The following is a 26,945-nucleotide window of genomic DNA, read 5'->3' as shown; positions in this document are numbered from 1 at the left end:
TGGGGGCGTGGGATGATCTTCAGCCGCGCGGATGACGGTCCGCATCCTTCACCACCCGAAACCAAGGAGCCCGCCCCCACATGAAGCGATCCGCCCTCGCCATCTCCGCGCTCTCCGTCGCCGTACTCACCGGACTGACCGCATGCGGAAGCGGCGACGGCGACTCGGAGACGGACGCGGCCGACAAGCCTGGGGCCAAGGCCACCGCCTCCCGAGCCAAGGAGGTGAGCCCGGCGGAGCGCCTGGCGAAGCTCGTGATCGGCAAGGCTGACGTCAAGGGCTATGAGGTCGAGGAACCCGCGGACGACGAGGAGTTCATCTTCGCCAAGTCCCAGGACGAGGTCACCCTGGACAAGAAGGTGTGCGCCCCGCTGGCGTACGCGATGAACCAACTCCCCCTGGGCGACTCGCAGGCCGACCTCACACGTACCGCCTCGAAGAACGGCCTCGTCAACGGCTTCACGTACGTCACGCTCACCGCTTACGGGGACGGCAAGGCCGAGTCGGCGATGGCCGGCCTCTCCAAGGCGGTGGACTCCTGCGGCAACGGCTTCACCGCCAAGGCGAACGGCAACACCAGCCCGTACGACTCGGTCACCGCCGAGCAGACCGCCAAGGCGGGCGACGAATCCCTCGCCTTCAACTCCACGATGACGTTCAGGGGCACCACGCACACGGTCCACTCGGCAGCCGTACGCCGCGACAACGTCATCGCCGTCTACTTCGCGGTGAACGGCAGGGCCATCGCCGAGTCCCGGCCGAGCGACACCAGGGTGCCGACCATCGTGATTGACGCCCAGAACGCGAAGCTCGGCTGAGGTGTGCGCCGGCGCCGGGCGCTTTGCGGTACGCGGGGTCGGAGGCGGGCCGCTGATCACCCTTGGCTCACCCTTACGAGTGAGCCAAGGGACAGGGACTCTCTCGCGGAGTCACTTGATCTTCCACTCGGCCGGTCTTCCAAGGTTCGCCCGGACTCGTCACTAACTCGCAGTCGCGGCTTGTGCAGCTCAGGTACGAAGCGAGTTCTCCGTAAACCCGAGCAGCTCGTCGAGTGAAATCCGACGCGGCCCCTTCCCTGCCGAGACCTCGGACAGTTCCCAGAATCCTTTCCATTCCACCCGGAACACCTGGCCGCGGAAATTCTCGAACTCCACAAAACTTCCGGGAGCTCCGTCGAGAAGCTTAAGTTCACGGAACAGTGTTTCCGGCTTGGCAAGCACCCCGTCGGGACCGTCCGTGCCACCTTTGGTCACGGTGTTGTCGTAGCGGATCCTGAGGAACGGAACGGCCTCCCGGCCGAGATCGGCCGGGGTGAGGAACCTGATGAAACTCTCCCGGGCATCCTCAGGCGAATACCGGGCCGGGCTTGCGAACTCGCATTCATACCCGGGAAAAATCGCCCAGGTTACCTGCTGCAACTCCGGGTGCTGCACTTCGTGATACCGGTGCACCCCGGGGCGGGCGGCCGCAAGCACTTCGAAACGACGGCCCGGATGGTTGAACTCGGGAATTGCCCGGAGCAGTGCATCACTGGAGAGGATCTGCGCATCGCTCTCACGAGCAGCGGCGAGGATCGCATGGACCAGCGGGGCGTCGTACGAGTCACGCGCGTTAATCTGAAAGAGATGGCGGCGGTCCCTGCTGAGCGCCGCAGCGAAATCCAGCCCCGGTATGGGCGACCAGTGCCAGGCATCTGGAACGCTCTCAAGTGCTTCGACACCTGCAAAGCCCGACACGACAGCAACTGGATCCATTGAACCCCCGGGTAGCACGGCGCACCCGGCTCTCGCGGCGGGCACCAGGACAGCAGAACGGGAACTTCGTTTTAGTCCCGCAACCGAGCCGACGCAAACTCGAGTAGTTCGTCAAGCCCGATCTCATGGGGCTCTCCGCCCTGCGTCTCCCACTCCGCGATGAACCACGCCCCGTGCCACTCGACACGCCACACCTTGCCGTGGCGGTTCTCGAATTCGGCGAAACTGCCCTGGCCGCCCTCCATGAGCCGAAACTCCTCCAGCAGCCGCTCCAGCTCGGTGAATCCACGTCCGGGGTTGGTGCTCCGGCCGCGAGTCCGCGTGTTCGTGAAGCGCATCTTCACGAAGGGGTGGGACTCCCGGTCGAAGTTGTTCATCCGTAGCATGCGGTACCGGGTGACGGCCTCATCGAGGGACTCCTCTCCCGAGAACTCGCAGGAATAGGCGGGAAATGTCAGGCGGACATACGGAGTGAGATCCGGATTCTCGACACGGTAGAAGCGGTGCATCTCCGCTCCTACTCCCGCCACCACGTCGAAGCGGCGCCCACCAGGCGCCTTGAACCCGCCGACCGCGCTCAGATGGGGGTTACGGGAAAACATCTCCGCCTCGCGCTCCCTGGCGAACTCCAGGGTAGCGATGGCCAGTTCCTGATCATAGGAATCACGGGCACTGAGCTGAAGCAGCCGCTCACCGTCCGCGGAGAGCGCGCCGGCAAAGTCGGTCCGGGGAGCAGGAGACCAGTGCCAGGCATCGGCCAGCCCCGGAAGCGGCGCCACATTGCGAAAGCCGTTCACTACGGCGCAAATGTCCATGTTCCTCACCTCAGCCGCGGAGGCGCTCCTCCGCGAAGACCAACAGTTCTACAAGGTCGACGCGGCACGGCCCCGCGAGCACCCTCGTCAGTCCCGCAGCCGGGCGGTAGCGAAGGCCAGGAGCTCGTCAAGGCCGATCTCGCGAGGTGCCCCGGCGCCTTCCTCAGCGATGAACCAGCCGTCGTGCCACTCGATGCGCCACGCTTTTGCGTGTCGGTTCTCGAACTCGATGAACCCGCCAGGGGCGTTCTCCAGGTGCGGAATCTCCTGCAGAAGGATCCGCTCATAGGTCAGCGCGCGCCCTGGGTTGGTACTGCCGCCGCCGGTCCGGGGATTGTCGAATCGCATCTTCAGGAAGGGCACCGGTTCCCTCTTGATGTCGGCCGTGGGGAGCATCTTCAAATACCGGTACTCAGTCTCCTCAAGGGTCTCATTGCCGGAGAATTCACATGAATACGCGGGGAAAACGGCGTATGCCAGCGAAGTGAGGTCCGGATTCTGGACCTTGTGCAGTTGGGCGACCTCTGGCGCAACTACCGCAACTGTGTCGAAGGCATAGCCCGGGGCGCTGAAGCCCTCGGCGAAGCCGAGGAATCGCCCCTCGTGGAGAAGCTCCCGTTCATGTTCGCGTGTGAAGGAGAGCACCGCGCAGGCCAAGTCCTCGCTGTACGCGCCTCGAGTGTTCATCTGGAGCAATTGCGTTCCGTCCGCGGTGAGCGCGCCTGCGTAATGCAGGATCGGATTCAGGCTCCAATGCCAGGCATTCGCCAGGTCGTCCAGAGGGGCCACGTTGGGGAATCCAGCGATGGCGGGCCGAAGTTCCATGGTTCCTTCCAGGTCAGGGGTTCCGGGGCTTGAAGAGTCAGGAGCATGAGTAGTTCGGTCCCACGTCTTGGCTGTATCGGGCAGTCATCCCCGCGCCGCCACGTGAGTTCTCGCTCTTGCTCATGGCCTCCATGTTGTCCGGATCGTTGTAGAAGTCGTTGCGGGTCGCGCGGTCAGTATTCCTGCCGTCGCGGTTCCAGTGGTCCACGACGGCTTCCCTGTGCTCGTAGGTCACGGTCTCATGGAAGGGCTTCGGACCCGGATTATTGGGGTCCCAGATGACCTCACCTCTCGAGTCGAACCAGGTCAGCTGATCCCTGGGGATCTTGTTGCCGTTCGCGTCCAGTGGCCTCTCCCCCTGCTGCGCTCCTTCAAGGGTCCAGTTCTTCGACATCTCATCGTGGGTGGACTCCCGGTAACCGGACGGGTACTCGCTCCTCCGGTTGTGGGCCACGTCCGGAGCGTCGGGATCGCGCGCATACAGACCGCTATCGGGGTCCCGGTAGAGCCCGAGAGGATCGATCCAGCTGAACGGGTTCGGGACGTACGCGGTGTCGTTGGGCCCAGGACCGAGGCCGAGCGGGTCCGGGCTCACGTAGTGGCCGGTCTCCGGGTCGTAGTACCGGTGGTGGTTGTAGTGCCAGCCGGTCTCAGCGTCGGCGTACTGGCCGGGGAAGCGGAGCGGGCAGTCGACCGCACTGCCGACACCGCCTTCCCCCGCTGCCTGCGCCACCAGGTGCTCGGCGGGCAGCGGCGCGCCCCACAACATGGTGCGGCGTTGCCAGGCCAGTTCACCCTCCTCGGATATCAGCTCGGCCGGAGCGCCCGACAGATCGGTGACGATGGCATGGAATCGTGCGTCGACCTCCGACGCCGACATTCCGGATCCGCTGTCGATCTGCGTCAACGGGAGATGGGTTCCGGGGGCGTAGTCCCAGGTCGTGGTTCGCCCACTCTGAGTGATCTGTTCCGCGAGGCGCGGGCCGTCCCAGGTGAAGCGCGTCTCCTCGGCAACCGCGCCATCATCACCAAGGCGCTGCTTTGCGACCCTGCGTCCGGCCGGATCGTAGTCATATCGCCAGTGGACGCCTTCGGGCGTGACAGTACCGATCAGCTGGCTCTGACTGTTCCAGGTGTACGTGCGCACACGCTTCTGACCGTTCAGAAGGCGCCGTACGGATCGAACGATGCGCCCCTCCGAGTCGCGCTCGTAGCGGGTCCTGCCGCATCTCCGGATGAGCGAGCCGGTGAACTCCCGTTGGGTGTCGTCGATGTCGGTGGCCGGGGTCGAGGCCGTACTGAGGTTCCCGACGCCGTCGTATGCGTAGGTCTCGGTCCAGTCGCGCGCGTGCACAGCGGTGACGCGGCCGGCTCGGTCGAGCTCGAACCGCCGTGTGCCCGTGGTGAGTTCGTCCAGTTCAGCAAGATGCCCGTCTGCGCGATAGGCGTACGTTCGGTGCTGAAGGAGCGTTTCGGCGCCCTCAGGATGGCGCGAGATCGTCTGAGTAGTGAGCCGATTGGCAGCATCCCACGACTGGCCGAGTGTCACGCCGGGGGCCAACTCCCGGCCGACTTCCCGGCCCCCTGCGTCGAAGTGGAAGCCCAACAAGCCTCCTGCGGCCTCCAGTTGATCGGGACGACCGGCCGCGTCGTAGGACCACGTGGAAACGATCCCGCCGGGCGTGCGTCGCTCAACCCGACGCCCGAGCGCGTCGTATCGGTATGACGTGGTTCTCCCGTTGATGCTATCGGCGAGAAGTCGGCCCATCTCGTCGTATGCGCGATCTACTCGGACCCCCGGTCCCGCCTGTTCGGTCAGACGTCCCAGGGCGTCGTAGCGGAGGACGGTGGTCTGCCCGTCGTGATGGATCGATGTGGTCCGCCCCAACGCGTCCCTGCCGAACGAGATGGTCTCTCCGGCGCCATTGGTGCGGGACATGAGGCCGCCCGCGGCGTTCACCTCGTACGTCAGCGTGCGGCCGTTGAAGTCCTTCTCCGCGATGACGCGGTTCGCCTCGTCATAGAAGTACTCCCACGTCGCCCCCTGGGGGCCGGTCACTCGGGTGAGGTTCAGCTCGGTGTCGTATGCGAACGTGTAACGAGAGCCGTCGGGGCGGGTACGGACCGAGGCGAGGTGGAAGTGGGTGGGTGTGTAACTGCTGGTGTTCCCGGTTGCATCCGTGTAGGTGAGAAGGTTTCCGGCGGCGTCCCACTCGAACCGCTCCTCCTTCCCTTCGGGATCGCGGCGCCAGGCCATCCGGCCCTCGACCGTCCAGCCGAACCGTGTCGTGCGTCCCAGTGCGTCAGTTAAGGCTGTCACCCGGCCGAAGGTGTCGCGCTCCAGGGTGGAGGTGCTGCCGACGGGATTGGTCAGGCTCACGGGGAGTCCCACCCCATCACAGGTGGCGTGGCGGCTGTGGCCCAGCGGGTCCGTGACCCTGGTCAGGAAGCCCGACGTGTCGTAGGCGTAACGCGTCTGTCCGCCAAGGGGGTTGCGGGTGGCGATCCGGTTCCCGCGCTCGTCGTATGAGTGGTTCCAGCTGACACCGTCCCCTTCCGTCACCGTAACGGGCAGGTGGAAGTCGTTGTAGACCGCCGTCGTGACCCCGCCGTCGGGCCGGGTGACGCTCGTGAGGTTGCCTGCCTCGTCATAGGCGTAGCGGAAGGTGTTGCCCAGCGCATCGGTGCGCGAGACGAGCCGATCGGACTCGTCCCATTCGTTGCGTACGGACTCTCCCCTGGCACTCGTGGTCGAGACCAGTTGCCGACGCTCGTTGTGGCGATACGTCGTGGTGTGGCCGAGAGAGTTCGTGTAGCGGGTGGCGCGCTCGTCGGCGTCGTATTCGATGACGCAGTTGAGCACGCCGTCGGCGCCCTCACCCCGTACGACTCGATCAAGCTCGTCGTAGGTGAAGCGGTACCAGGACCCGATCCGATCGGACCAGGACTCGATGCGGCCCTGGTCGTCGTAGGTCAGCCGGAACGGAAGGCCGGAAGAGTCGACGATCTCCGTCAGATCACCGACCGAGTCGTAGCCGTAGCTCAGCAGAGTGGTGCCTTCGGGTCCCTCGTCGGTGTTCCGCAGCCGAAGCCGAACTATTCGATCACCTTGAGTGTCGACATGAACGACGTAGCCGCCGGAGTGGCGTACCGCGGTGGGCGTGCCGTCGGGCGTTCGCGCGATGCGGACGCGGTTGCCGTTGCGATCTGATATCGCGGCCAAGGGCATGGAGAAAGCAGCGTCCCGCCCGGTTGCCTTGGCCACCGGGGAGAAGTGCCGAGTGATGCCGGTCTTCGGGTCGGTCACTCGCAGGGCACCGGGCATGTCCGGATCCCACGCCAGCGGCCACCGTGGGCCCTCCATCGGCAGGACCGAGCCTTCGGCGGCCGGAGCGGGGTAGCAGAGGATCATGCCGTCCTCTGCGGCGAAGACGGCCCCGTCCTCGTCGAGTTCCAAGCGCTCGTCGAACGTCGACGCCCAGGACTCACCGAACCAGCCACCCCACCTGTAGGTCGACAGGTGCGTACGACGAAGGATGACCGGGAGCACTCCGGGCAACGCCACATCGGTCTGCTCCATGAGCATCTCGCCGGAGACCATATCGATGGGGTCACCGTTCTTGCATCGCCCCTTGGTGGGTTTGCTCTTGGCCACGGCGTCGTCGGCACCCCTCCGCAGGCCTTTGCCAAGCCCCTTGGCCATGCCCTTGAGGCCCATCTTGCCAAGGCCTTTGAGTCCTTTGGCGAGGCCGCCGAGGGTGGTCAGGCCCTTCATGCCGGGGATGCAGTCCAGCGCCGCGAACGCCACATCCCACAGAGAGGCTTGGCCTTTCGCGTATTTGTTGAGGGTGTCGGCGAGCACGACCAGGGCGGCGATCAGCACGATGGCGCCGAGGATCGGCCCGCCGATGATGAGCGCGATGACGCCGAGGACGGCGACGACGACCTTGCAGACCGCGACGATGGTGTCCCAGTTGTCGGAGAACCAGTCGCCGACCTCCTCGTACCACTTGCGGTTCTGGATACCGGCGTCGGAGGCCTCGTCGAGTCTGCGTTTCGCTTCGCCGGCGGCGTCCTCGCGCATCTTCCGGGCGTCCTCGGCCATCTTCTTCGCCGCGTCCAGGGCGTTCTGCGCGGAGGTGACATCCGCCTGGGCCGAGGTCTGCGCGGACTCGGCGTTCTGCGCGTCCCTGGTGGCCGCCCGCACCTTGGCCTCGTCCGGCTTGGGGACATCCTTGCCCGCCGCCCCCGGGTCGTCCTTGTACTTGTCGGCTTCCTTGTTGGCCCGGGTCACCCAGGAATCGGCCGTGGACAGGCGGGACTTGGCGGAGGACAGATCGGCCTGGGCTTCGCGGCCCTTCGCCAGGGCCTTGTCGGCGAGCGACTGGGCACGCTCCAGCTTCGGCCAGTACGCCGCCAGCGCGTCCCCGGCCAGGTCGTAACTCTTCTTGAGCTTCTTGAGGTTCTTCGGGACGCCGGAGAACTCGTCTTGGAACACCTTGGCGGTCTTGCCCACCCAGGTCAGGACGGCCTCTTCCTCCGCCATCCCCTTGACCAGACGAAGGGCGTCCTGCACGTCGTCGGCAAAGTCATGCAGGCTCTTGGCCAGCGACCGCACCCGGTCCGGATCTCCCGGCGTCGGATCCTTGTCCAGATCCAGCACATGCCAGTCCGTCGGCCGATAACCCGCCACGCCGCAACCCCCGTCACGCCAACCCCGTCAACCACACATACGCACAAGTGAAGTTACTGGGTACGGGCGTTCGATGGAAAGGTCGCGAGGGTGGCGAGGGCCGCCACGTGGCTACGGCCCTACGCCGCCGCGCTACTCCACGAAGCGGAACGTCGACGTGATCGCGTCGAAGATGTCGAAGAACGAGTCCGCGAGGTCCAGCACCTGGCTGCTCCCGGCGACGAGGGCGACCTTGCCCTCCTGCCCCGGAACCGGGATGAACGTTTGCATGAGTACGGCACGGATCGTACGGTTCAGGCTGTCGCCGGGGACCGGAATGTCCTCAATGCCGTACGTACGCGCGGCCATCCCGACGCCGGGGATGTCGACGGTCGTGACCTTCCGCCACGCGTCGCCCTCCTTCTTGGCCTCGCGGACGGCGAGTTGGCCCGCCATGAACTGCGGGTCGGTGGAGAGGGGCTCACCGGCCTGCGTACGCCCGCCGACGAGCGAGACGGTGATCGAGCCGGTGATGGGGGTGTCCCCTCCGAAGCTCTCCGCCATGCAGCCGCAGTACAGCGCGCCCGACTTCCAGGCGTCCGCCGCGGACTTCTGCAGGAAGGCGGTGTACGTGTCCTTGTACTTGGCCAACTCCGGGCGCTGGCGCACCCGTTCGGCAACCATGCGCCGGATCGAGTCGTCCCGCGACTCGGGCCGCACGTCGAACTCCCACCACGACTCCGGAACCTTGATCCGGAAGCCGCCGCGCTCGATGGTGAGCGCCTCCATGTAGCGGGCCATGTGGTTGTTCTCCCCGGGTTCCGACGGTGATGACGCTTGTGGGCGGTCGTGACGGTCACGGCGGCCGTGATCGTGATGACGGTAACGGCGCAGGCTGGTGCGAGTAAGCCTACGAGGCCGCAGCAGCTTCCGCTTGAGCAGGGCGTAATACGCGTCATACACTGTTTTCCATGGCCAGGACGAGGATCACCATCAGCCTTGAGCGGGACCAGGCAGAGCGCATCAGACAGCACGCCGAGCGTGCAGGCCTGGACGTCTCGGCGTACCTCGTGCATGCGGCGACACGCCAGATGGCGGAAACCGAGGCCATAGAGGAACAGTTCTCCGGGGTCGACGCCCTCATCGCCGCGGCCGAGGCGGAGGCGGAAGCCTTCACGCCCGAGCCGGACACGACTACACCGGACCTGACAGAGCAAGAGCGACGTGACGTCGAGGCTGCCCTGAACCTCGTATACGGCGAAGATCGCACGACCGCCCGGCCCGGACAAGCCGCGTGAGCGTACGAGTCCCGGTGTACGACACCGGAATGCTCATCGCCCTGACAGACCGCAAGGCCAAGGCCGTCGCGCTGCACCAAGGGCTCCGGGCGGCCCCTCACCGTGCGGTCGTCCTCGGCCCGGTTCTCGCCCAGGTGTGGCGACCACGTCCGGCGGTGATCCATTCTCTGGCGGGTGTCCTGAAGGACTGCACCATGCCCCAGGCCCGAGCGTCCGAGCCACCCATGCGCGGGACGGATGCCGGCCGCCCGGAGTGCATCGCCTGCATGACCGGCCCCGACGTCACCGACTGGCGCCGGATCGGCACAGCACTGGGGGAAGCCGAGCTTCCTCCCAAGAAAAGGCCGGACGCGGTGGACGCATGGGTGGCTCTGTCCGCCGTGAAGCACGGCAGCGCTGTGATCTTCACAAGCGACCCGGAGGACATCCATGCCTATCTGGCCGTACTGAACCCGATCGATGTCCATGTCCAGCCGGTATGACACCGCACGCGGCGAGCAAGATCCCCACGGAGGGACTACGCCTCCTGGCCGTCGCCCGGTAGCTCGTCGGGCTCATCGACCTCGGGGTACGCGACGAAGGTGCCCTTCGCGGGGAGCGTGACGACGAGGCCACGTTCGCGGAGTTCACGGACTGCCCGGCGGGCGGTCAGGTACGCGACTCCGTACTCCGCTCCGAGGTCCCTCTCGCCAGGCAGCCGCGCCCCAGGCCTCAACTCACCCGCCGCGATCCGGGCAGCGATGTGGTCGGCCACCTGCATATAGACGTACGCGATCTTGTTGGGATCGATCGGCGAATCGCCCGTGTCTGCTGCCATAACAACCACCGTAAAACAGCACTGAGCTGCAACGATGGCCCTATTGCTGCGCACTGCTATGCACTGACATGCGCAGCAATGTAGGCTAATTGCACCCCGGCGACGGAGGCAACCGTCCCGGGGCATGGCCGACGCTAACCACAAAGCAGGAGCGCCAACATGCTGGACCATACCGTTCGCTTTCTCGCGTGGGTGCTGGGCATTTGCACCCCGCGTCCCCGGGGCCGCCACCGTCTCGGAGCGATCCCGATCCCGCCCCTCCGGTTCACCCCCGCCCCACCACCCCGCTTCACCGAGATCCTCGACGGCAACGCATCCCGCCTCGTACGCCCCTACGTCCTGAACCCCGCCGAACACCGCCGCCAACGCGAACGCCGCCGCGCCCTCTACCTCGCGACACTCGGTATCGACGTCGGCCCGGACCACATCCACGGCATCCCGGTGACCGCCCGATGACGCGCCCCGCCGTACGGATGCGCGCCCGCTGCCACTGCACCACGCGCCACCCAGTCCTCGTCCACGAGGTGCACGCGGCGACAGGCCCCGGCTTCAACGTGTACGCATGCAGCGAGTGCGCCGACCACTACCCGCCCATGACCGACGCTCTGGAACTCCCGGCGCCGACGCCTCAGGAGACCTGAGGCGCAGCGGAGCAGCGGAAGACACCACACCGCGGTCCCGGACGCGCGCCTAGCGTTCGGGACCGCTGTGGGACCAGACACGATCGGGCCACAAGCGCCAGCGACTTGTCCGATTTATCCGTGTCCGACCAGCCATGCAAGGAAGTTCGCGGTAGCGAAACCGTTCGTCACATGGATACGGTCGTTGCTCTTGAATGCATCTTTGTCTCACGGGGGTTCACTGTGAAGCGCCGCACTTTGCCCGTTGCTGCCGCGTTCGCCGCGACCGCAGCCCTGCTGCTCACGGCCTGCGGCGGCGGGGACGACAAGTCCAGCGACAACGACAAGATCGCCGGCGCCGAACAGGGAGCGGAGAAGCCCAAGAAGTCGGCGGAGCCCTCGGGCGCACCGGCAGAGGACAAGCCGGACGGCGTGGACGTGTCCCTGCCCAAGGACATGAACCTGGTCTTCGACTGGGACAAGCCGAAGGACAAGAACGAGGCGGCCGCGATGGACGACGCCGCCAACTACCTCCGCGCCATCTACCGGGGCGTCGACAAGCGCACGACCAAGGACGCGGCCGTGGCCGCCTACGCCACCGGCGAGGGACTCCACTACGCGAAGGTCCAGATCAACGAATGGATCAAGGGCGGCTGGACCGCAACCGGCACCCGCCGTCACTACGAAGCCACCACACGGTCTGCCCCGAACGGCAACTCCGTGGAGGTCGCGTTCTGCGCGGACACCGGGAAGTTCCTCGGCAAAGAGGTCAAGACGGGGAAGGTCCTGAAGGCCGAGCCCAGCCTCAAGGACTTCGCTTACTACAAGATCATCATGGTCAAGTTCCCCACAGGCGAAGGCCTGTGGCAGGCATCCAAGGTGTTCGTCGAGACGAAGGCGGAGAAGTGCCGGTGAACAGGTCACGGCGTACGGCCCTCGGCACCAGCACCGCTGCCCTGACCCTCGCGATCGGCACTCTGATCCTCACGGCACCCAACTCCGCGGCAGAACCAGTGGATACGGGCAAGGGCGGCGGCGCGGAAGAGAAGGGCGGCGCCGACGAAACCGGCATCTACGCCGCCGCACGAATCCAGTACTCCGGCGCCGTCGCCAAGGGCGGCAGCGGAAACGTGGCCTCCTCCGACGTCAACTGGACGCCGCCCCCCTGCTGGTACGCCCCCTACCTCGGCGCCAAGGACTTCAAGAAGAAGATGTCCAAGGACATCGCAAGCGCCAAGGACGCACCCGGCATGACCGGCCACGCAGGCGCCGCGATAGGCGAGATGGAGCGCCACTACGAGGACGACTACGGCTGGACCGACACCCCCGGCTACAAGGACTACAACGTCGAGAAGGACGGCGAGGGGATGTTCTGGGCCGGCGTCGAAAACCCCGACGAGCCGGACTATCTCAAGCGGAAATCGTGCACCGACCTACCCTTCTGGGTCGACAACGGCGAGGCCCCGCCGCCCCAGTACGAAGAGGCCATCACGCCGGAGATGCTCGCCGCCCTCGCGTACCAGCACATGCAACTCCCCGATACCGAGGTCACCCTCGCTCCCGAGGCCAACACCAAGGTGAACCTGCCGACTTGGGCCTGGCTGGACGAGGCAGTCTTCGACGACGTCGAGGCGACGGCGGCCATCAACGTCCCCGGCTTCAACATCCAGGCGACGACGACGGCCACCCCCAAGTCCCTCACCCTCGACCCCGGCACCGAAGACGCCAAGACCATCCCCGCCAACGGTGAATGCCTCATCGTCGACGGCAGGATCGGCGAGCCCTACGCCAAGGGGAAGGCCAAGGAAACCCCGCCCTGCGGCATTGTCTACGGCCGCTCCTCCGACGGCGGGACATTCCCCCTCAAGGCATCCCTCACCTGGGAGATCAGCTGGACGGGCACCGGCCAGGCCGGTGCGGTGGGCCTGCCCGACGGCACGGTCGAGGCCGTCCAGGACATCACCGTCGAGGAAATCCAGGCCGTCAACCGCTGAGCGGAGCACGTGGTCTGCGGCCGGTTCCGTACGCACGGAACCGGCCGTGCCTCTCCCCCCAACCTAAGAACCACAGCCACTACTCCTCCTCCCTCTCCCCCCACTGACGAACACTCAGGGAACCCGGACCACAACATGAGTGACCTCCGTCTCGAAGACACCGTCTTCGAAGATCTGAAGAAGACCTTCTCGACGATCAGCGACCGAATGGACACCGCGCGCCGCACGCTCCGCGGCGCCGACGGCTCCGCGGTCGGGGAGAGCAAACTCATCGAGGACGTACACGAGTTCGCCGACGACTGGGGCTACGGCATCAAACAGCTCGGCAAGCACACGCACGGCGCCGTGAAGATGATCAACAAGATAGGTGAGGAATTCGGCAAGCTCGACCACGATCTCGCCGAGTCCCTCAAGACGAAGAAGAAGGGCAAGTAATCGTGGCCGGCAAGCGCCCCGCCTTCCCGAACATAGGCTGGGATCCGACGCCGGGAGACGTCGACGACACCAGGGACCTCGCCAAGAAACTCGGCGGCCTGGCGAGCGATCTCGGCACCACTCTCCGCGAGTTGGAGCGGATCGAGGCCGGTGCCTGGAAGGGCAAGACGGCGGTTGCCTTCACCGAGTACGTGGGCAAGGACGTCACCCCGCTCATCCGCAAGAGCCACGACTCCTTCGACAAGGCCTCACGCGCGCTGCACCGGTGGGCCAACGAACTGCAGGACTTCCAGGACGAGGCGGACCGTCTCGAGAAGTCCGCCGGCGAGAAGCTCGAAGCCAAGGAAACGGCTCAGCAGAAAGCCGACGAGAAAGGCGACGGCAAGGGCAGCGAGGAACTCGGCAAGGCCTCCGGCGCGGTCGACGAGGTCACGAACAAGGTCTACGACCTCGAAGACCGCTACAAGCGGGCTGCCGGGAACATCAGCAAGGAGCTCGACAAGGCCGGCGACATCGCTCCGGACGAGCCCGGTTTCTGGGACAAGCTGGGCGAGGGGATCTCGAACGCCTGGGACGCCACCGGCGACTGGCTGAAGGAACACGCCGACCTCATCAAAATGATCGGCGACGTGCTCAGTGACATCACCGCGGTGCTCGGCATGCTGGCCATCGTCACGCTTCCGTTCCCGCCCCTCGCGGCCATCTTCGGCACGGCAGCACTCATCGGCGCGGGGCTCTCCCTGGCCGCCCACGGAGTGGCCAAAGCGGCCGGCGCGGATGTGAGTTGGACTCAGCTCGGTCTCGACGCGGTGGGGCTCTTGCCGGGTATTGGGATGTTCGGCAAGGGCGTCAAGGTGGTCGGCGCGGGCAAGGCCGCAGTCACCGCGGGCAGGCTCGGCAAGGGCTTTGAGTCGACCAGAATCGGTAGTTCGCGAGTCCTGCTGTCCTTCGGACAGGAATCCGCGAACATCACCGGCGGGCTTGGCAAGGCCGGCTTGGTGAAGATCGGAGGCATGTCCGAAGACGTCTACCAGGTCGCCCATACGAGCAGCGGCTTGATGTCACGCATGGGAGGCCTCTCCGTCGCGGGCTATCACCAAGGCCAGTTGATCGGCTCCAAGGGAGCGAACCTCATCCCCGGGGTAAACATCAACCCGTTCGGAGTTGGCGCCATGGCTGTCGACGCCGGCCTCAAGGTTGCGCCCAAGGTCTACGGGCATGTGACGGGTGACTAGTTTGAGAAATCGCCCTCGGTCAGCTGAGCGTTCGACGCGGTGTGGCAAGGTGGCCTGCGAAAGCGCCCTGACCCAAAACCGCCGCGAAGGAGGATTCATACTGATATGAGCGTCTGGCAGCCCGAATCGGACGAGACACTTCTCACCCGCGCTCCGGTCGCCTTTGCCACAGGTGAGGCCATGCGTGTCAGCGGAATGCGATGGTTCCGCGACACCCAACGCAACGACATTCAGGATGAACTAGTTGGCTGGCCCGCAGGCCCGATATACACAGCCCGTTCAACGGGCGGCACGGTGGCACGGAATACCGTCAAGGGCGCCGCGATCGCCGCGGGCGTCGCAGTCCTGAGCTTTCTCTCTTCCCATGGCGGAAATATCGGGGGCACTCCAGGTACCGGGCACGGTACGAACACCTCGCACGACCAGGCGGACGAGATCGACGACTTTCCTGTCATGTGGGCCGCGCCGGGCACGATCGCCCGCACCATGCCCTGGCAGCTGGATCCCGGCCGCTCCTCCGAGAAGCGCTACCGCACACACGCGGTCGTCACCGACCGTCGGCTCGTGATCGTGGGTTTCCCTTATGTCAAAGGGAACGACAAACGCATTGACGACGAGTTGCTCTGGGAGACCCCTCGATCCGCCATCGCAAAAGTTGAACCACGGGACTTCAAACTCGGCCATGACGTGAAGATCTTCTTTACGGACGGCTCATGGTGCAGGCTGGGCAGTGTGAGCCGAGAGAGGCTCACCCGGTATCTGATCGAACCTCTTGACTTCATTCCGTTGGACTCGCTCACGCCAGCACAGCGGGACACCGCAGAGACTTTCGCGGCGGCCCAAGCCCCGGATTCCCAACCCCCCCTGGTGAAGCGGAACCCGTGCGGCTGCTTCCGTATCGAGGTTCTGGCACCGAGCACAATCAACGCGCTCTTCGGTCACTCCAGCCTGGACACGGTCATGAATGAGAACGGCGCCGAACTCAAGATCACGGAGTACCACCCGGAAGACTTCCTGACCTGATATTCGCGCTGCACTCGATCGGAACGGCCTGCCAATCCACATGACCCCCGCCGCCAACTCCACGAACGCCCTGCACGTCAGTCCTGCCAACGGGAACCTGCCGCCCTTCTGGTTCCTCGCCCCAGAAGGCTTCTTCGCCCTTCCCATCGCCGCCACGCCCGCGGAACGCACTGAGCGCGCCCTCTCCTTCGTACGAGAGCTGTACTCCCGAGGAGACGAACGCATCTGGGAACCAGCGGCCCCCTACTATGCGGCAATAGCCGAGCTCATGGGCGACACCGGTGTCTCCTACGCCGCGATGGGCCTGTTTTCCACAGCGGAGGAAGACGACGCGGCGGACGGGGAAGTGATCAGGTACGAACCTTCCGAGGGCGTCGCCCAATGCGCACTCACCATAGCTATCGCCCCGACGGACCAGGCCGACCCGGATACCGACGTCGTCGCCCAGGGCATCCTCGCGGCTCTCTCCAGTGACCCGCTCAACGACGCCATCTGGCTGGACCTGCCGTGCGGTCCTGCGGTGTCCTGCATCACCGTGCGCGAGTACAGGCTCGGCCCGGAGATGACGGGGAGCGGCGAGGAGACAACGCTCCTCACCGGCCAGATCCAGGTCCATGTCCCCTTTCCCACAGGCCCGTTCACCGCGGTCTTCACTCTCTACACAGCCTCCATGGACCAGTGGGCCGAGATCTACGCCCTGATGTCGGCCGTCCTTCAGACGGTGTCCTTCACGGATCCGACGCAGGATGAGGAGGCGGGCGCGGATGCGAGCGATGGCGCGGGCGCGGGCGCGGAATGACGTACTGACCGCCTTCCGCTGGAGCAGGAGCCCCGCATGACGATCGTCGAGACCGATTCCGACCCGGCCATGTGGTACCACATGCCCCTGCATGGCACCGGGTCGGAGTTCTCACAGTGGCTGGACCTGCAACTCAAGGCGATTGCCCTGCTCCACCGACGCAAGCTCACCTGGCGTGAGAAGCGGCAGTCGAGGAAGTTCCTGGAGAGCTCGGCCGCCATGCTGCGCGACCACGTCAAGGCCGAGCAGGCGTTCCTCTTCGGCTCGATGCCGCCTCAGGTGGCACCACTCGTCCTCTTCACGAAGCAGTTCGCCTGCGATGAGGAACACAGCGCCCGGCATCTGAGCCTGCTGATCGAACCCGACCCCACGACCACCACTGCCAGCCGGAGCGTGGACACTGCCCCCTTCGTCTCGCCCCACTTCGGCGAGGGCCTGCGCTGCGTGCGCAGTTGGATCCGCCCCGACGGTGGCCCGATCACCTCCGTCGCCTACGCCTGGAACGACCCGGCCCCGCGACGTCGACCTGGTCCTCAAGGGCCACTACGACGACCCCGACCTCCTCGAAGCCTCCTTGGACGCCATCGACGACTTCGCCCGAAGCATCTGGATCGGAGACGAGGCCTGAGAGGTCGTTTGATGTGGGTGAAATGCCCTCTGACAGCCCGAGCCGACCCCTAGCGGACTCAGCCCACCGCTGGCGCCGGTGCGCTCGAACCGAATTGATCCCGTTTGTTGCCTCTCGCGGAAAAGTTCGCTGTGGCGAAAACGCGATCCCCACGGCTAGCGTCTGTCGGCATGCAACAGACCGCGCCGGCCGACCGGACCGCCGAGGGTGAGAACGTCTTCGGCCTGATCACTCCCGAAGACTGGTATCGCATTCCGCTCCAGCCCTTGGAGCAGCGGCAAGCATCCGTGAGCGCCTTGATCAAGAGGCAGTTCGCCGGCGTGGACGACCAGCCAGTGCTTCGCCGCCGGTCGGAGGAGCAGTTGCTGGGTGCCGCCGAGGCGGGTGCCGAACAGGGCGGAGTGGTGCTCTACCTCTCGTTCCTGGAAGCAGCGGGCATCCCTCTGTCCGCTTCCCTGCTGATCTCTCGTATCCACCAGCGATTCGACAGCCTTGATGCGGTCTCAGCACTGGCGGGCAAGGGCGAGGTGGCTCCCGCACGGCTGCCTGCCGCCGGACGGGCGGCTCGTCGGCGACGCACGGAGCGGACCCGGGAAGCCCGGCGGCTCGGTACCGAGTTCGAGGACACCATCGTGGAGTACTTCGTGCCCGTACCGGATCGGGACGAAGTGCTGATGCTGACGTTCAGCACCCCGCTGGAGCCGATCGCGGACGCGATGGTGGAGCTCTTCGACGCGGTCGCCGGTACTCTCCGCTGGCAGAAAAAGACTCAGGAAGCTCAAGAAACGCAGGAAGCACGGGGGCAACAGGGATGAGCGGCGAGCGGCTCAGGGTCTCCACCGAGGATCTGCACACGGCCGGGGTGGGGCTGCGGACGGTGGCCACGGAGTTCGAGGGGCTCGACAAGCTCCTGGACGCCTACGACCGACGAACGGTGGGGCACCAACTGCTGCAGGAAAGGCTGCAGGAGTTCTCCGACGGCTGGAACGACAACCGCGAGAAGATGATCGAGGAGATCAAGGGCCTGGGCGAGATCGCCAAGACGGCCGGCGAGGCGTACACCCAGATCGACGACGAGCTCTACAAAGCGCTCGTCGGCAAGGACAAGACAGGCAAGGACAAGAAGTGACGCGTCCCGCCGACCACCGCTGGGAAGTGCTGGGCGAGAGCCAGGACCCGGTACCGGGTGATGTGTACGACCTCAAGGCCCTCGCCAAGCGGTTCACCGCCACCGCGAAGACCATCTCGGACGCCGCGGCCGCGCTGCGCCGTCTCGGCGACCAGAAGAGCTGGGACTCCAAGGCGGGCCGGGAGTTCGCGGAGAAGGCCGACGACACCGCGAAGACCGTGAGCAAGGCGCACAGCCGCTACGAAGAGGCCGGCGCCGCGCTGAAGGAGTACCACACCACGCTCGAGTCCATCCAGGAGGATGCGGACCGGCTGCTCGGGCAGGCCGAGACGAAGAGCGGCGACCTCACGACCGCGAAGTCCAAGGCCGACAACCCGCCCAAGGACACCGACAAGGCGGGACAGAAGACGCTCGACACCGCGGTGACGGACCTGCAGGGCGACCTGGCCGGCCTGCGCGGCCAGCTCGCCACGCTGAAGAGCCGTCACAACACGGCGGGGAACACGGCCGCCAAGCGCATCCACGAGATCACCGAGGGCGACGACCTCAACGACTCCTGGCTGGACGAGCTGCGCGACACCCTGAAGATCGTCGCCGACATCGCCGGAGCCGTGGCGGCCGTCTGCGGGGTGGTGGCGCTCCTTGTCGGCTGGATCCCGATCATCGGGCAGGCGATCGCCGGTGTCCTGGGCACCATCGCACTCATCGCGACCGCCATCTCGCTCGTCTGCCATCTGCTCCTCGCCATCAACGGCGACGGCTCGTGGGGCGACGTCGCCATGGACGTACTGGGCCTCGCGACCTTCGGCGTCGGGCGGGTCTTCTCCGCCGGCGCCAAGCTCGCCGCCACGGCCGGCCGCAGCCGCGTCTGGACCGCGGCAACCCAGTACGTACGCGGATGGCATCCCGCTCTCGATTCGGCCGCCCGGCGCGCGCTGGTCGTGGAGATGGTCGGTGCGCGCGCCGGTGCGACCGGGGCGGCCGCCGCGCCCAACGTGGGCCTGGGCGCGGCCTTCAGGGGCCTGCGCGGCTCCTTCGTCGACGACCTCGGCACGATCCGGGGCAACTGGAGGGACCTGTTCAAGGTCGGCGACAACGTCTCCGCCGTGCGTGATGCCTATCGCGCGGGTGGCGCGCGCGGCCTGGCCAGCATGTACGTGGGCCCGGGCATGGTCGACGAACTCTCCCGCATCAAGAACATCGATCCTTCGGACCTGAGCATCATCGGAACGCCCGACGCGTTCAAACAGGCGATGAGCTACAACTCCTGGGCCCTCGGAGCGACCGGCACCGGGGCTGCCTCGGACACCAACAGCTTCATCGGCCTCTTCGAGAGCAACGACATCGATGTGACCGGCCCCGACGCCTCGCTGGCGGGAAGTAGCCGCTGATGAACACCGAGACCGCGGACACGGCGGACACGGCGGCGGCCGCCGACTGGCACGAGTGCCGGGTCACGCTGCCCGCCGCGCACAACTGGCTCGTACTCGACCTCACCGCCGAGCGGCCCGAGGCGTGGGCGCGGTCCGCGGCCGACGAGCACTTCTCGGCCGACGACGCACCGGCCGAATGGCGCGAGGCGTTCGCCGAGGACGTGCTCTGGTACTGGGCTGTCGCCGCGCGGCAGAAGGCGCTCTGCGCCGCGCTCCTCACGCCTCAGGACGGTGGCGTGGCTGCCTTCTACTGCGTACGGGAACTGAGCGGCGTCCCGGCCGAGTCGCTGCACCTCGACGTACTGCGCGCGGAGGCCGAGGCCGCCGAAGGGCCGTACTTCAGGCCCCCGGACATCACGGAGGTCGAGCTTCCGCTGGGCGCCGCGCTACGCGTGCACCGCCTGGAGCCCACGGATCCCGAGGCGGACAGCGGCTCGGTCCTGGAAGGCGTGGCGCACTATGTCCTGCCTCGGACGTATCCCACCGCGTTGGAGTGCCGACTTCTCTGGGGTGCCCTGGGGCTGGGCGAGGAGCTGGCGAAGCTGGCCGACGAGTTGGCGGACTCAGTCCGACTGGTCTGAATCGCCGCCACGGCCGCGACCACGAGACTTACCGCCAGAGGTGGGGAGCAGTCCTCCCACACCCCCCAGCCCGAATCGTTCCCACGGTACGAGCGCCAGCGGCATCCAGCTGAAGCCGACGGCGAAGACACTCACCAGGGTCGTGGGTCCCTTGGGCAGGACCCAGCCGAGCTGGGCGGCGACCAGGGAGACGAGGAACAGGTACGCGCCGACGGCAACCGCGCCGAGCACCTTGAGCAGGGCCTCTCCGGCCCCGATCCGTGGATTCTCCTCGGTCCCCCGAACCGCCGCGAACAGGATCAGCGGCACCACCAGCCCCGCCAGACCGCCCGCACCGATGCCTCCGACGACCGCCGCGTTGCGTCCGTCGCCGGGAATCGCCGACGACAGAAACGAATCGTCCGCCAAACCGAGGGCCAGGGCGACGCCCCCGTAGCCGCCGAGCGTCATGGTCGCCAGCACGAGCAGCAGCCCGGCGCCGAAGACCACGTTCCCGGCAAACGAGCGCCCAGGACTCTGCGCCCGGGACTCCCCGGCCCCTGATCCAACAGACATGGACTCTCCCATTCCTCGCGGGGTCCGGACGAGGATAGCTGGCCGGGTCGACGACGAGCAGTCGGGCGGCGGCCGAGATCCGGGAGTGCGGGAGGGCGGCCGGGACCCACGCCCGGCGCTCCTCCCGGTTCCAGTCCGCTGCCGGAGGCCACACAGATCATGAGGCATCCCGACGGAGACACATCCCGACGGAGTCGACTCGTCAGCGATTCAGATCCATGACCCCGACTCCGAATCCGTCGTACGAATCCGGCGCGACGGTGGCGACCAGCGCGCCCTCGGGAAGCATCTGGTTCGGCCTCGCGGCATGCACCGCTGCGGCCACACCGAAAGGAACGCCATCGGGGCACAGTTCGGCGACGGTCACTGCCATCGCGTAGTCATCGTCGATCAAATGCATGACGTCGACCAGCACACCGACATGACCGACGATCCCCGAATGCTCGCGTTCCGCTTCCAGGAGGCACAGGACAGGCACCCACAGGCGTACGTCGCCACTGGCTGCCGCAGCGTGAATGAGACCGGATACCTGCTTGTTGCCGCCCATGGCGAGCAAGGTCGGAGCATCGAGGACGTAATGCTCGGTCTCGCTCAACGAGATGCCTCCGCCTCGGCGAGGGCAGCACGGTGAGCAGCGGTGGCCGCCCGCATCTTGCGCCGCATGTCGGCGGACTCCTCGTCCGTGACGTAGTGCCCGAACCGCTCGGCGAGCAAAGCGCGGGTGTGATCGGCCCGCTCCCTGATCTGCTCCGGAGTCAGCGTTTGAGCAGCTATGTCCTGCATGAGGGCACGGAGGCTGGTCCCCCGCGCTTCGGCCACTGCGGCCAGCTGGTCACGGACTTCGGCGGGGACGCGGATCATGACATCGGACATGCAACAAGTATACGTGGCGTATACGTCGACTGCCCTCGGTTCACCACAAGGCGTCGGCGCGTTTGGATCGCACGCCGACAGTGCGGCGGCACCCCTGCGGCGAGCGTGCGGGTGAAGGGCATTGACGGGCCGATGCGGCGAGGCGCCCAAACGCCCCACCGCACCGGACCACACCACCATCAGGCAGCCTCAACCACTCAAAAGGGCAACCTCAGCCCTTGACGCCCTTGGCCAGTTCCTCGTCCAGGTCCTGGTACGCCTTCGCGGCGTTCGTGAGGAACTTGGACATACCCGTCAGGCCCTCGATCGTGTCCTTCGCGCCCTTCTTGAACTCCGTGAAGGAGTCCTCGAAAGCCTGCGAGCCCTTGCGGGTGGTGTAGCCGTCCTTGACGAGGCCCTGGATGTAGCGCTCAAGGGCGTCGAGCTTCTCGTCGATCTTGTCCTTGGCGTCGGTCAGCTTGGTAGCCGCCTTGTGCATCTCGTCATAAGTGATATCTGCGTCTTTGCCGCCGGCCATGTGGCGTCCTCCGTAACAACTCGACTTGCCGCAGGGCCAACCCCCGTGGCTCCCGTTGCGGATGATGCGATCGTCCGCTGAGCCTGCAGCTTACGCAGGACGCTTGCAGCCGCACACCCCGGATCCTTCAAGAGCCTCCAGGGAACCAGCACATACGCCGTTGCCTGTGGGAAGGGTGGAGCGGATATCGTCACTAGGCAGCATTAGGCAGTCAACAGGCAGTTCAGTGGTCCTGTGACTCGTGGTCCGTCGGGGACCCGCGAGCCCAGGGGTTTCGGGGAGGACGATCGTGCGCCTGACTCTGACCGTCGTCGATCCGCTCGGCGGCGCCAACGCCGACGTGGTGCTCGACGCGGATCCTGAGTCCTCGATGGGGGACATCGCGAAAGAGCTGGCCGCACACGTCGGTTACAGCGGTGGGGCGCAGATCATCCCCATTGGGCAGCATGGACAGCAGGGACAGCACGCCGGGAGCGGCGGGGCGCCCCTCGCCTACGTCGACGGGTATCCCGTCGATCCCGCCGCCACCATCGGCACCTCGCCGCTGCGCGAAGGTGCCGTCGTCAGCCTGCACGACCCCGCCGGCTGCCTGCCCGGCGAGCCGACCGGGCTCGTCGAGCTGCGCGTCGCGAGCGGGCCCGCCGCGGGTGCCGTGCACCGGCTCGGCATCGGGCGGTACGACATCGGCAGCGGACCCGCCTCCTACATCCGTATCGACGATCCGGAACTCGCCCCCCGAGCCCTCACGTTGTCAGTTGCAACGGACGGAACCTGTCAGGTCGCCATACATGGGAAAGAGGGGGAAGAGAGGGAAGAGGGGAAAGAAGGGGACAAGGGAGGCGTCACCCTCGACGGCGAGCCTCTCGACGGCAAGGACTGGCCGCTCGGTGCCCAGATCGCCGTCGGCAACACCCTTCTCGAACTCGACCGCTACTCCGCACCCAACGCCGCGTTGAAATGGTCCGACGACGGGGCCGGCCTCGACTACAACCGGCCGCCCCGGCTCCAGCCCCCGGAGCGCCAGACCCGGTTCAAACTGCCCGCACCGCCCCGCGACTTCGAGGCCCGGCCGCTGCCCTGGCTGATGGCCCTGACCCCGCTGGTCGGTGCCGTCGTAGCAGTGATGATCTTCGGGCGCTGGTACTACCTGATCATGGCTCTGCTGAGCCCGCTGATCCTCTTCGGCAACTACTTCATGGACAAGAAGCACGGGCGCAAGTCCCATGCGAAGCAGGTCAAGGAGTACAAGGAGCACAAGGAGAGGATCGAGAAGGATGCTCAGGATGCGCTGGTAGCCGAGCGGCTTGATCGGCGGCTCGCCGTGCCCGATCCCGCCAGCGTGTTGTCCATGAGCACCGGGCCCCGTACTCGACTCTGGGAGCGGCGGCGTACCGACGCCGACCATCTCCTCATCAGGGTCGGCACGGGGCAGTTGCCCTCCGAGGTCGTGCTCGACGACCCCGAGCAGGACGACCACAAGCGCGAGGTCACCTGGAAGATCCAGGACGCCCCGGTGACGCTGCCGCTGCGCGAGCGCGGGGTCGTCGGCATCGCGGGTCCCGGCGACTCGGCGCAGTCGATCGGCCGCTGGATCGTCGCGCAGAGCGCCGTACTGCACAGTCCGCTGGACGTGCAGTTCTACGTCCTCACCGAGAACAGCGCCCAGAGCAGTTGGGACTGGGTCCGGTGGCTGCCGCACTCGCGGCCCTCCGGCGCGCAGGACGCCAACGTCCTGATCGGTACGGACGCCGAGACCGTCGGCGCCCGTATCGGCGAACTGACCCAGCTCCTCGACGCCCGCCAGAAGGCCGCCAAGGAGAACGGCCGCCAGGCCAGCTTCACCGACCCGGATATCGTGGTCATTTGGGATGGTTCGCGGCGGCTTCGGTCCATGCCGGGTGTGGTGCGGCTGCTACGCGAAGGCCCGAGCGTCAGCATGTACGCCATCTGCCTCGACGCGGAAGAACGGTTCCTGCCGGGCGAGTGCCAGGCCATCGTCATCGCCGAGCCGAGGCCGGAGGAGCACAAGAGTCCCGAGGCCGCCGCCGGCGCGCAGGCCGGCCGCGGCTACCAGGCCGGCGCAGGCGGCTTCCCCTCCTTCCAGGCCTGGCACACCTCCGAGGCCGACGACCAGCAGGAGGGCGAGCAGAAGCCGCTCGAACTGCGTCTGCGCGTCGAACAGACGGGCACGGCCCGGGTCAAGAACGTACGGCCGGACTTCGTGTCGTCGGCCTGGTGCGCCCGCCTCTCCCGTGCCCTCTCCCCCATCCGCGACATCAGCGGCGAGACCGAGGACTCGGCGCTGCCCGGCTCCAGCCGGCTGCTCGACGTGCTCCAGCTGGAGCCGCCGACCGGCGACGCGATCAGCGCGCGCTGGCGGATGGGCGGGCAGTCGACGATGGCGGTCGTCGGTGAGTCGTACGACGGGGCCTTCGGCATCGATATCCGGCGGGACGGGCCGCACGGTCTGATCGCGGGTACGACCGGTTCTGGCAAGTCGGAGCTGCTGCAGACCATCGTGGCGGCGCTGGCCGTCGCCAACACCCCCGAGAACATGACGTTCGTGCTGGTGGACTACAAGGGTGGCGCCGCCTTCAAGGACTGCGTCAATCTGCCGCACACCGTCGGCATGGTCACCGACCTCGACGCCCACCTCGTCGAGCGGGCCCTGGAATCGCTCGGCGCCGAACTGCACCGGCGCGAGCACATTCTGGCCGCCGCCGACGCCAAGGACATCGAGGACTACCAGGACCTGGTGCGGCGCGAACCCTCGCACCAGCCGCTGCCCCGACTCCTCATCGTCATCGACGAGTTCGCTTCGATGGTGCGTGACCTGCCCGACTTCGTCACCGGTCTGGTCAACATCGCCCAGCGCGGCCGTTCGCTCGGCATCCACCTGCTCCTCGCGACCCAGCGGCCGAGCGGTGTCGTCTCGCCCGAGATCCGGGCCAACACCAACCTCCGTATCGCGCTGCGTGTGACGGACGGCGGCGAGTCGAGCGACGTCATCGACTCGCCGGAGGCCGGGCACATCTCCAAGAGCACACCCGGTCGTGCGTACGTCCGGCTCGGGCACGCCTCGCTCGTGCCGTTCCAGTCGGGGCGGGTGGGCGGACGGCGGCCCGGAGCCGCCGACCCGACGGTGCTCGCGCCCTGGGCCGGGCCGCTGGCCTGGGAGGACCTGGGCCGGGCCGCGCTGGTCAAGCCGAAGGCCGAGGCGCGCGAGGAAGAGGAGATCACCGACCTCAAGGTGCTGGTGGACGCGATCCGGGACGCCAACGGGGCGCTCGGCATCCCCGCCCAGCACAGCCCGTGGCTGCCCGCGCTCTCCGAGACGCTGCTGCTGGACGAGGTGGAGGTGCCTGCCGTCGCCGCCCTGGCTGCGGGCAAGCTGCCCCCGGCCCCGTTCGGTGTCGAGGACCTGCCCGCCGCCCAGGCCCGCCGCCCGGTCGTCGTCGACTTCTCCTCCTTCGGGCATCTGATCGTGGGCGGCGCACCGCGCAGCGGCCGTTCGCAGATCCTGCGGACCCTCGCCGGCTCCCTCGCGCGCACGAACTCCTCGGCGGACGTGCACATGTACGGCATCGACTGCGGCAACGGCGCGCTCAACGCGCTGACGCGGCTGCCGCACTGCGGTGCCGTCGTGTCCCGCAACCAGACGGAGCGGGCCGTACGGCTGATCACCCGCCTCAAGGGTGAGTTGACGCGCCGTCAGGACCTGCTGTCCGACAAGGGGTTCGCCGACATCGGTGAGCAGCGGGCGTCCGTCGCCGAGGAGGAGCGGCTGCCGCATCTCGTCGTGCTCCTCGACCGGTGGGAGGGCTGGCTGCCGACGCTCGGCGAGTACAACCACGGTGAGCTGACGGACGAGTTGCAGACGATGATGCGCGAGGGCGCGAGCGTCGGTATCCACCTCGTCGTCACCGGTGACCGGCAGGTGCTGCTCGGCCGGATGGCCTCGCTCACGGAGGAGAAGTACGGTCTGCGGCTCGCCGACCGCTCCGACTTCTCGATGCTCGGCATCAACGCGCGCAAGGTGCCGGAGGAGATTCCGCCCGGACGCGGCTTCAAGAACGAGTCGGCCATCGAGACGCAGTTCGCGCTGCTCTCCGACGACGTGACCGGTCAGGGGCAGGCCGCGGCGCTGGCCGCGATCGGTGAGGCGGCAGCGGCCCGCGACGCCGAAGTCCCGCGTGCGCGGCGGCCGTTCCGGGTGGACATGCTGCCCTCCCGTATCGGTTTCACACAGGCCTGGGAGATGCGGGACCCGGCGGTCGCGCAGTCCAGGCTGTGGGGTCTGGCCGGCATCGGCGGCGACGACATCATGGCCTTCGGCCCGGATCTGTCGCAGGGCGTGCCGACGTTCGTCGTCGCGGGTCCGGCCAAGTCGGGCCGCAGCACGGCGCTGCTCAACCTGGCACGTTCGTACCTGCTGCAGGGCGTACGCCTGGTCATCGCGGCCCCTCGCCCGTCGCCGCTGCGTGAACTCGACGGCCAGGACGGCGTGTTGAAGGTCTTCACCGACGACGACATCGAGAGCGACGACTTCAACGAGGCGATCGAGTCGGCGTCCCCCGAGGAGCCCGTCGTCGTCATCGTCGACGACGGCGAGGTCCTCGAGGACTGCGACTGCGAACGCGAACTGAAGCGCCTCGTCCAGCGCGGCGCCGACCGGGGCCTCGCCCTGGTCATCGGCGGCGACGAGGAAGAGGTCTGCGGCGGCTTCTCCGGCTGGCAGGTCGAGGCGAAGAAGGGCCGCCGCGGTCTCCTGCTCTCCCCGCAGGACTCCGGCGCCGGCGAGCTGATCGGCATCCGCACGACCCGCAGCATGGTCGGCGGACCCGTTACCCCCGGCAAGGGCATGCTGCACCTGGGGAGCGGAGAGCCGGTCACCGTCACGGTGCCGATGTGACCGAGGCCCATGTGACTGAGGCCTATGTGA

27 protein-coding genes are annotated in these 26,945 nt (G+C 66.9%); 17 read left to right on the top strand and 10 right to left on the bottom strand.

The genetic code is table 11. The annotated features are described in order from the left end of the window. Window positions 1-80 precede the first annotated feature (80 nt). Entirely contained in the window at window positions 81-818 is a 738-nt protein-coding gene (locus GAS53_RS23510; RefSeq protein WP_151479665.1) for a hypothetical protein, read from the top strand. 189 nt (window positions 819-1,007) lie between these two features. Here GAS53_RS23510 and GAS53_RS23505 read toward each other — a convergent pair whose 3' ends face one another. The 5 genes from GAS53_RS23505 to GAS53_RS23485 all read right to left on the bottom strand — a co-directional run bounded on the left by GAS53_RS23505 (window position 1,008) and on the right by GAS53_RS23485 (window position 8,867). After that, complete coding sequence (locus tag GAS53_RS23505) at window positions 1,008-1,736, bottom strand: hypothetical protein (RefSeq protein ID WP_151479664.1); 729 nt, start codon at window positions 1,734-1,736, stop codon at window positions 1,008-1,010. Between the two features lie 89 nt (window positions 1,737-1,825). After that, the gene (locus GAS53_RS23500; protein ID WP_151479663.1) at window positions 1,826-2,569 is read right to left on the bottom strand and encodes a hypothetical protein; all 744 of its coding nucleotides are present in this window, start codon (window positions 2,567-2,569) and stop codon (window positions 1,826-1,828) included. 87 nt (window positions 2,570-2,656) lie between these two features. Then, window positions 2,657-3,394: a hypothetical protein gene (locus GAS53_RS23495; protein ID WP_151479662.1), complete on the bottom strand. Its 738-nt coding sequence runs from the start codon at window positions 3,392-3,394 to the stop codon at window positions 2,657-2,659. A 37-nt stretch (window positions 3,395-3,431) separates the two neighbouring features. Then, window positions 3,432-8,087 carry an RHS repeat-associated core domain-containing protein gene (locus tag GAS53_RS23490; protein ID WP_151479661.1) on the bottom strand — a complete coding sequence of 1,552 codons (4,656 nt, stop codon included), beginning with the start codon at window positions 8,085-8,087 and terminating at the stop codon, window positions 3,432-3,434. 132 nt (window positions 8,088-8,219) lie between these two features. Further along, window positions 8,220-8,867 carry a hypothetical protein gene (locus tag GAS53_RS23485; protein WP_151479660.1) on the bottom strand — a complete coding sequence of 216 codons (648 nt, stop codon included), beginning with the start codon at window positions 8,865-8,867 and terminating at the stop codon, window positions 8,220-8,222. Window positions 8,868-9,037: 170 nt separating this feature from the next. On the opposite strand from GAS53_RS23485, the gene GAS53_RS23480 reads away from it, so the two are divergent. Both GAS53_RS23480 and GAS53_RS23475 read left to right on the top strand, forming a co-directional pair. After that, window positions 9,038-9,364: a plasmid mobilization protein gene (locus GAS53_RS23480; RefSeq protein WP_151479659.1), complete on the top strand. Its 327-nt coding sequence runs from the start codon at window positions 9,038-9,040 to the stop codon at window positions 9,362-9,364. After that, window positions 9,361-9,846, top strand: a complete 486-nt coding sequence (locus GAS53_RS23475; protein ID WP_151479658.1) for a hypothetical protein — start codon at window positions 9,361-9,363, stop codon at window positions 9,844-9,846. Before GAS53_RS23480 ends, GAS53_RS23475 begins: the two co-directional genes overlap by 4 nt. Before the next feature lie 35 nt (window positions 9,847-9,881). On the opposite strand, the gene GAS53_RS23470 is transcribed toward GAS53_RS23475, so the two are convergent. Then, window positions 9,882-10,181, bottom strand: a complete 300-nt coding sequence (locus tag GAS53_RS23470; protein ID WP_151479657.1) for a winged helix-turn-helix domain-containing protein — start codon at window positions 10,179-10,181, stop codon at window positions 9,882-9,884. 159 nt (window positions 10,182-10,340) lie between these two features. Between GAS53_RS23470 and GAS53_RS23465 the strand changes: the two genes are divergently transcribed. The 13 genes from GAS53_RS23465 (at window position 10,341) to GAS53_RS23405 (ending at window position 20,058) form a co-directional block, all read left to right on the top strand. Continuing rightward, window positions 10,341-10,637 (top strand): hypothetical protein, encoded by a 297-nt coding sequence (locus tag GAS53_RS23465; protein ID WP_151479656.1) that lies wholly within the window; start codon window positions 10,341-10,343, stop codon window positions 10,635-10,637. Next, window positions 10,634-10,822 (top strand): hypothetical protein, encoded by a 189-nt coding sequence (locus tag GAS53_RS23460; protein ID WP_151479655.1) that lies wholly within the window; start codon window positions 10,634-10,636, stop codon window positions 10,820-10,822. Before GAS53_RS23465 ends, GAS53_RS23460 begins: the two co-directional genes overlap by 4 nt. A 222-nt stretch (window positions 10,823-11,044) precedes the next feature. After that, the gene (locus tag GAS53_RS23455; RefSeq protein WP_151479654.1) at window positions 11,045-11,716 is read left to right on the top strand and encodes a hypothetical protein; all 672 of its coding nucleotides are present in this window, start codon (window positions 11,045-11,047) and stop codon (window positions 11,714-11,716) included. Continuing rightward, window positions 11,713-12,795 (top strand): hypothetical protein, encoded by a 1,083-nt coding sequence (locus GAS53_RS23450; protein WP_151479653.1) that lies wholly within the window; start codon window positions 11,713-11,715, stop codon window positions 12,793-12,795. Before GAS53_RS23455 ends, GAS53_RS23450 begins: the two co-directional genes overlap by 4 nt. A 135-nt stretch (window positions 12,796-12,930) precedes the next feature. After that, window positions 12,931-13,230 (top strand): hypothetical protein, encoded by a 300-nt coding sequence (locus GAS53_RS23445; RefSeq protein WP_151479652.1) that lies wholly within the window; start codon window positions 12,931-12,933, stop codon window positions 13,228-13,230. 2 nt (window positions 13,231-13,232) lie between these two features. Then, entirely contained in the window at window positions 13,233-14,465 is a 1,233-nt protein-coding gene (locus GAS53_RS23440) for a WXG100 family type VII secretion target (RefSeq protein WP_151479651.1), read from the top strand. A gap of 105 nt (window positions 14,466-14,570) precedes the next feature. Further along, window positions 14,571-15,488, top strand: a complete 918-nt coding sequence (locus GAS53_RS23435; protein ID WP_151479650.1) for a hypothetical protein — start codon at window positions 14,571-14,573, stop codon at window positions 15,486-15,488. A 40-nt stretch (window positions 15,489-15,528) separates the two neighbouring features. Then, entirely contained in the window at window positions 15,529-16,287 is a 759-nt protein-coding gene (locus GAS53_RS23430; RefSeq protein ID WP_151479649.1) for a hypothetical protein, read from the top strand. Between the two features lie 36 nt (window positions 16,288-16,323). Beyond that, window positions 16,324-16,968 carry a hypothetical protein gene (locus tag GAS53_RS23425; protein WP_151479648.1) on the top strand — a complete coding sequence of 215 codons (645 nt, stop codon included), beginning with the start codon at window positions 16,324-16,326 and terminating at the stop codon, window positions 16,966-16,968. A gap of 117 nt (window positions 16,969-17,085) precedes the next feature. Continuing rightward, entirely contained in the window at window positions 17,086-17,730 is a 645-nt protein-coding gene (locus GAS53_RS23420) for a hypothetical protein (protein WP_151479647.1), read from the top strand. Beyond that, window positions 17,727-18,044 (top strand): hypothetical protein, encoded by a 318-nt coding sequence (locus GAS53_RS23415; RefSeq protein ID WP_151479646.1) that lies wholly within the window; start codon window positions 17,727-17,729, stop codon window positions 18,042-18,044. Before GAS53_RS23420 ends, GAS53_RS23415 begins: the two co-directional genes overlap by 4 nt. Further along, window positions 18,041-19,435 (top strand): WXG100 family type VII secretion target, encoded by a 1,395-nt coding sequence (locus GAS53_RS23410; RefSeq protein WP_151479645.1) that lies wholly within the window; start codon window positions 18,041-18,043, stop codon window positions 19,433-19,435. Before GAS53_RS23415 ends, GAS53_RS23410 begins: the two co-directional genes overlap by 4 nt. Continuing rightward, complete coding sequence (locus GAS53_RS23405; protein ID WP_151479644.1) at window positions 19,435-20,058, top strand: hypothetical protein; 624 nt, start codon at window positions 19,435-19,437, stop codon at window positions 20,056-20,058. Before GAS53_RS23410 ends, GAS53_RS23405 begins: the two co-directional genes overlap by 1 nt. Here the strand turns inward: GAS53_RS23405 and GAS53_RS23400 are convergent. The 4 genes from GAS53_RS23400 to GAS53_RS23385 all read right to left on the bottom strand — a co-directional run bounded on the left by GAS53_RS23400 (window position 20,041) and on the right by GAS53_RS23385 (window position 22,003). Beyond that, window positions 20,041-20,613, bottom strand: a complete 573-nt coding sequence (locus GAS53_RS23400) for a hypothetical protein (RefSeq protein ID WP_192583248.1) — start codon at window positions 20,611-20,613, stop codon at window positions 20,041-20,043. The genes GAS53_RS23405 and GAS53_RS23400 overlap by 18 nt on opposite strands. A 202-nt stretch (window positions 20,614-20,815) precedes the next feature. After that, entirely contained in the window at window positions 20,816-21,208 is a 393-nt protein-coding gene (locus tag GAS53_RS23395; protein WP_225859046.1) for a PIN domain-containing protein, read from the bottom strand. Then, complete coding sequence (locus GAS53_RS23390; RefSeq protein ID WP_151479643.1) at window positions 21,205-21,486, bottom strand: Arc family DNA-binding protein; 282 nt, start codon at window positions 21,484-21,486, stop codon at window positions 21,205-21,207. Before GAS53_RS23390 ends, GAS53_RS23395 begins: the two co-directional genes overlap by 4 nt. Before the next feature lie 211 nt (window positions 21,487-21,697). Further along, window positions 21,698-22,003, bottom strand: coding sequence for a WXG100 family type VII secretion target (locus GAS53_RS23385; RefSeq protein ID WP_151479642.1), 306 nt, complete (start codon window positions 22,001-22,003; stop codon window positions 21,698-21,700). 289 nt (window positions 22,004-22,292) lie between these two features. Between GAS53_RS23385 and GAS53_RS23380 the strand changes: the two genes are divergently transcribed. Continuing rightward, entirely contained in the window at window positions 22,293-26,915 is a 4,623-nt protein-coding gene (locus GAS53_RS23380; RefSeq protein ID WP_151479641.1) for an FtsK/SpoIIIE domain-containing protein, read from the top strand. Window positions 26,916-26,945 lie beyond the last annotated feature (30 nt).

It is taken from the genome of Streptomyces albicerus (genome assembly GCF_008905045.1).
In the GTDB taxonomy this organism is placed as follows: Bacteria; Actinomycetota; Actinomycetes; order Streptomycetales; family Streptomycetaceae; genus Streptomyces; species Streptomyces albicerus.
This window is presented reverse-complemented; position numbering and strand designations above follow the sequence as displayed.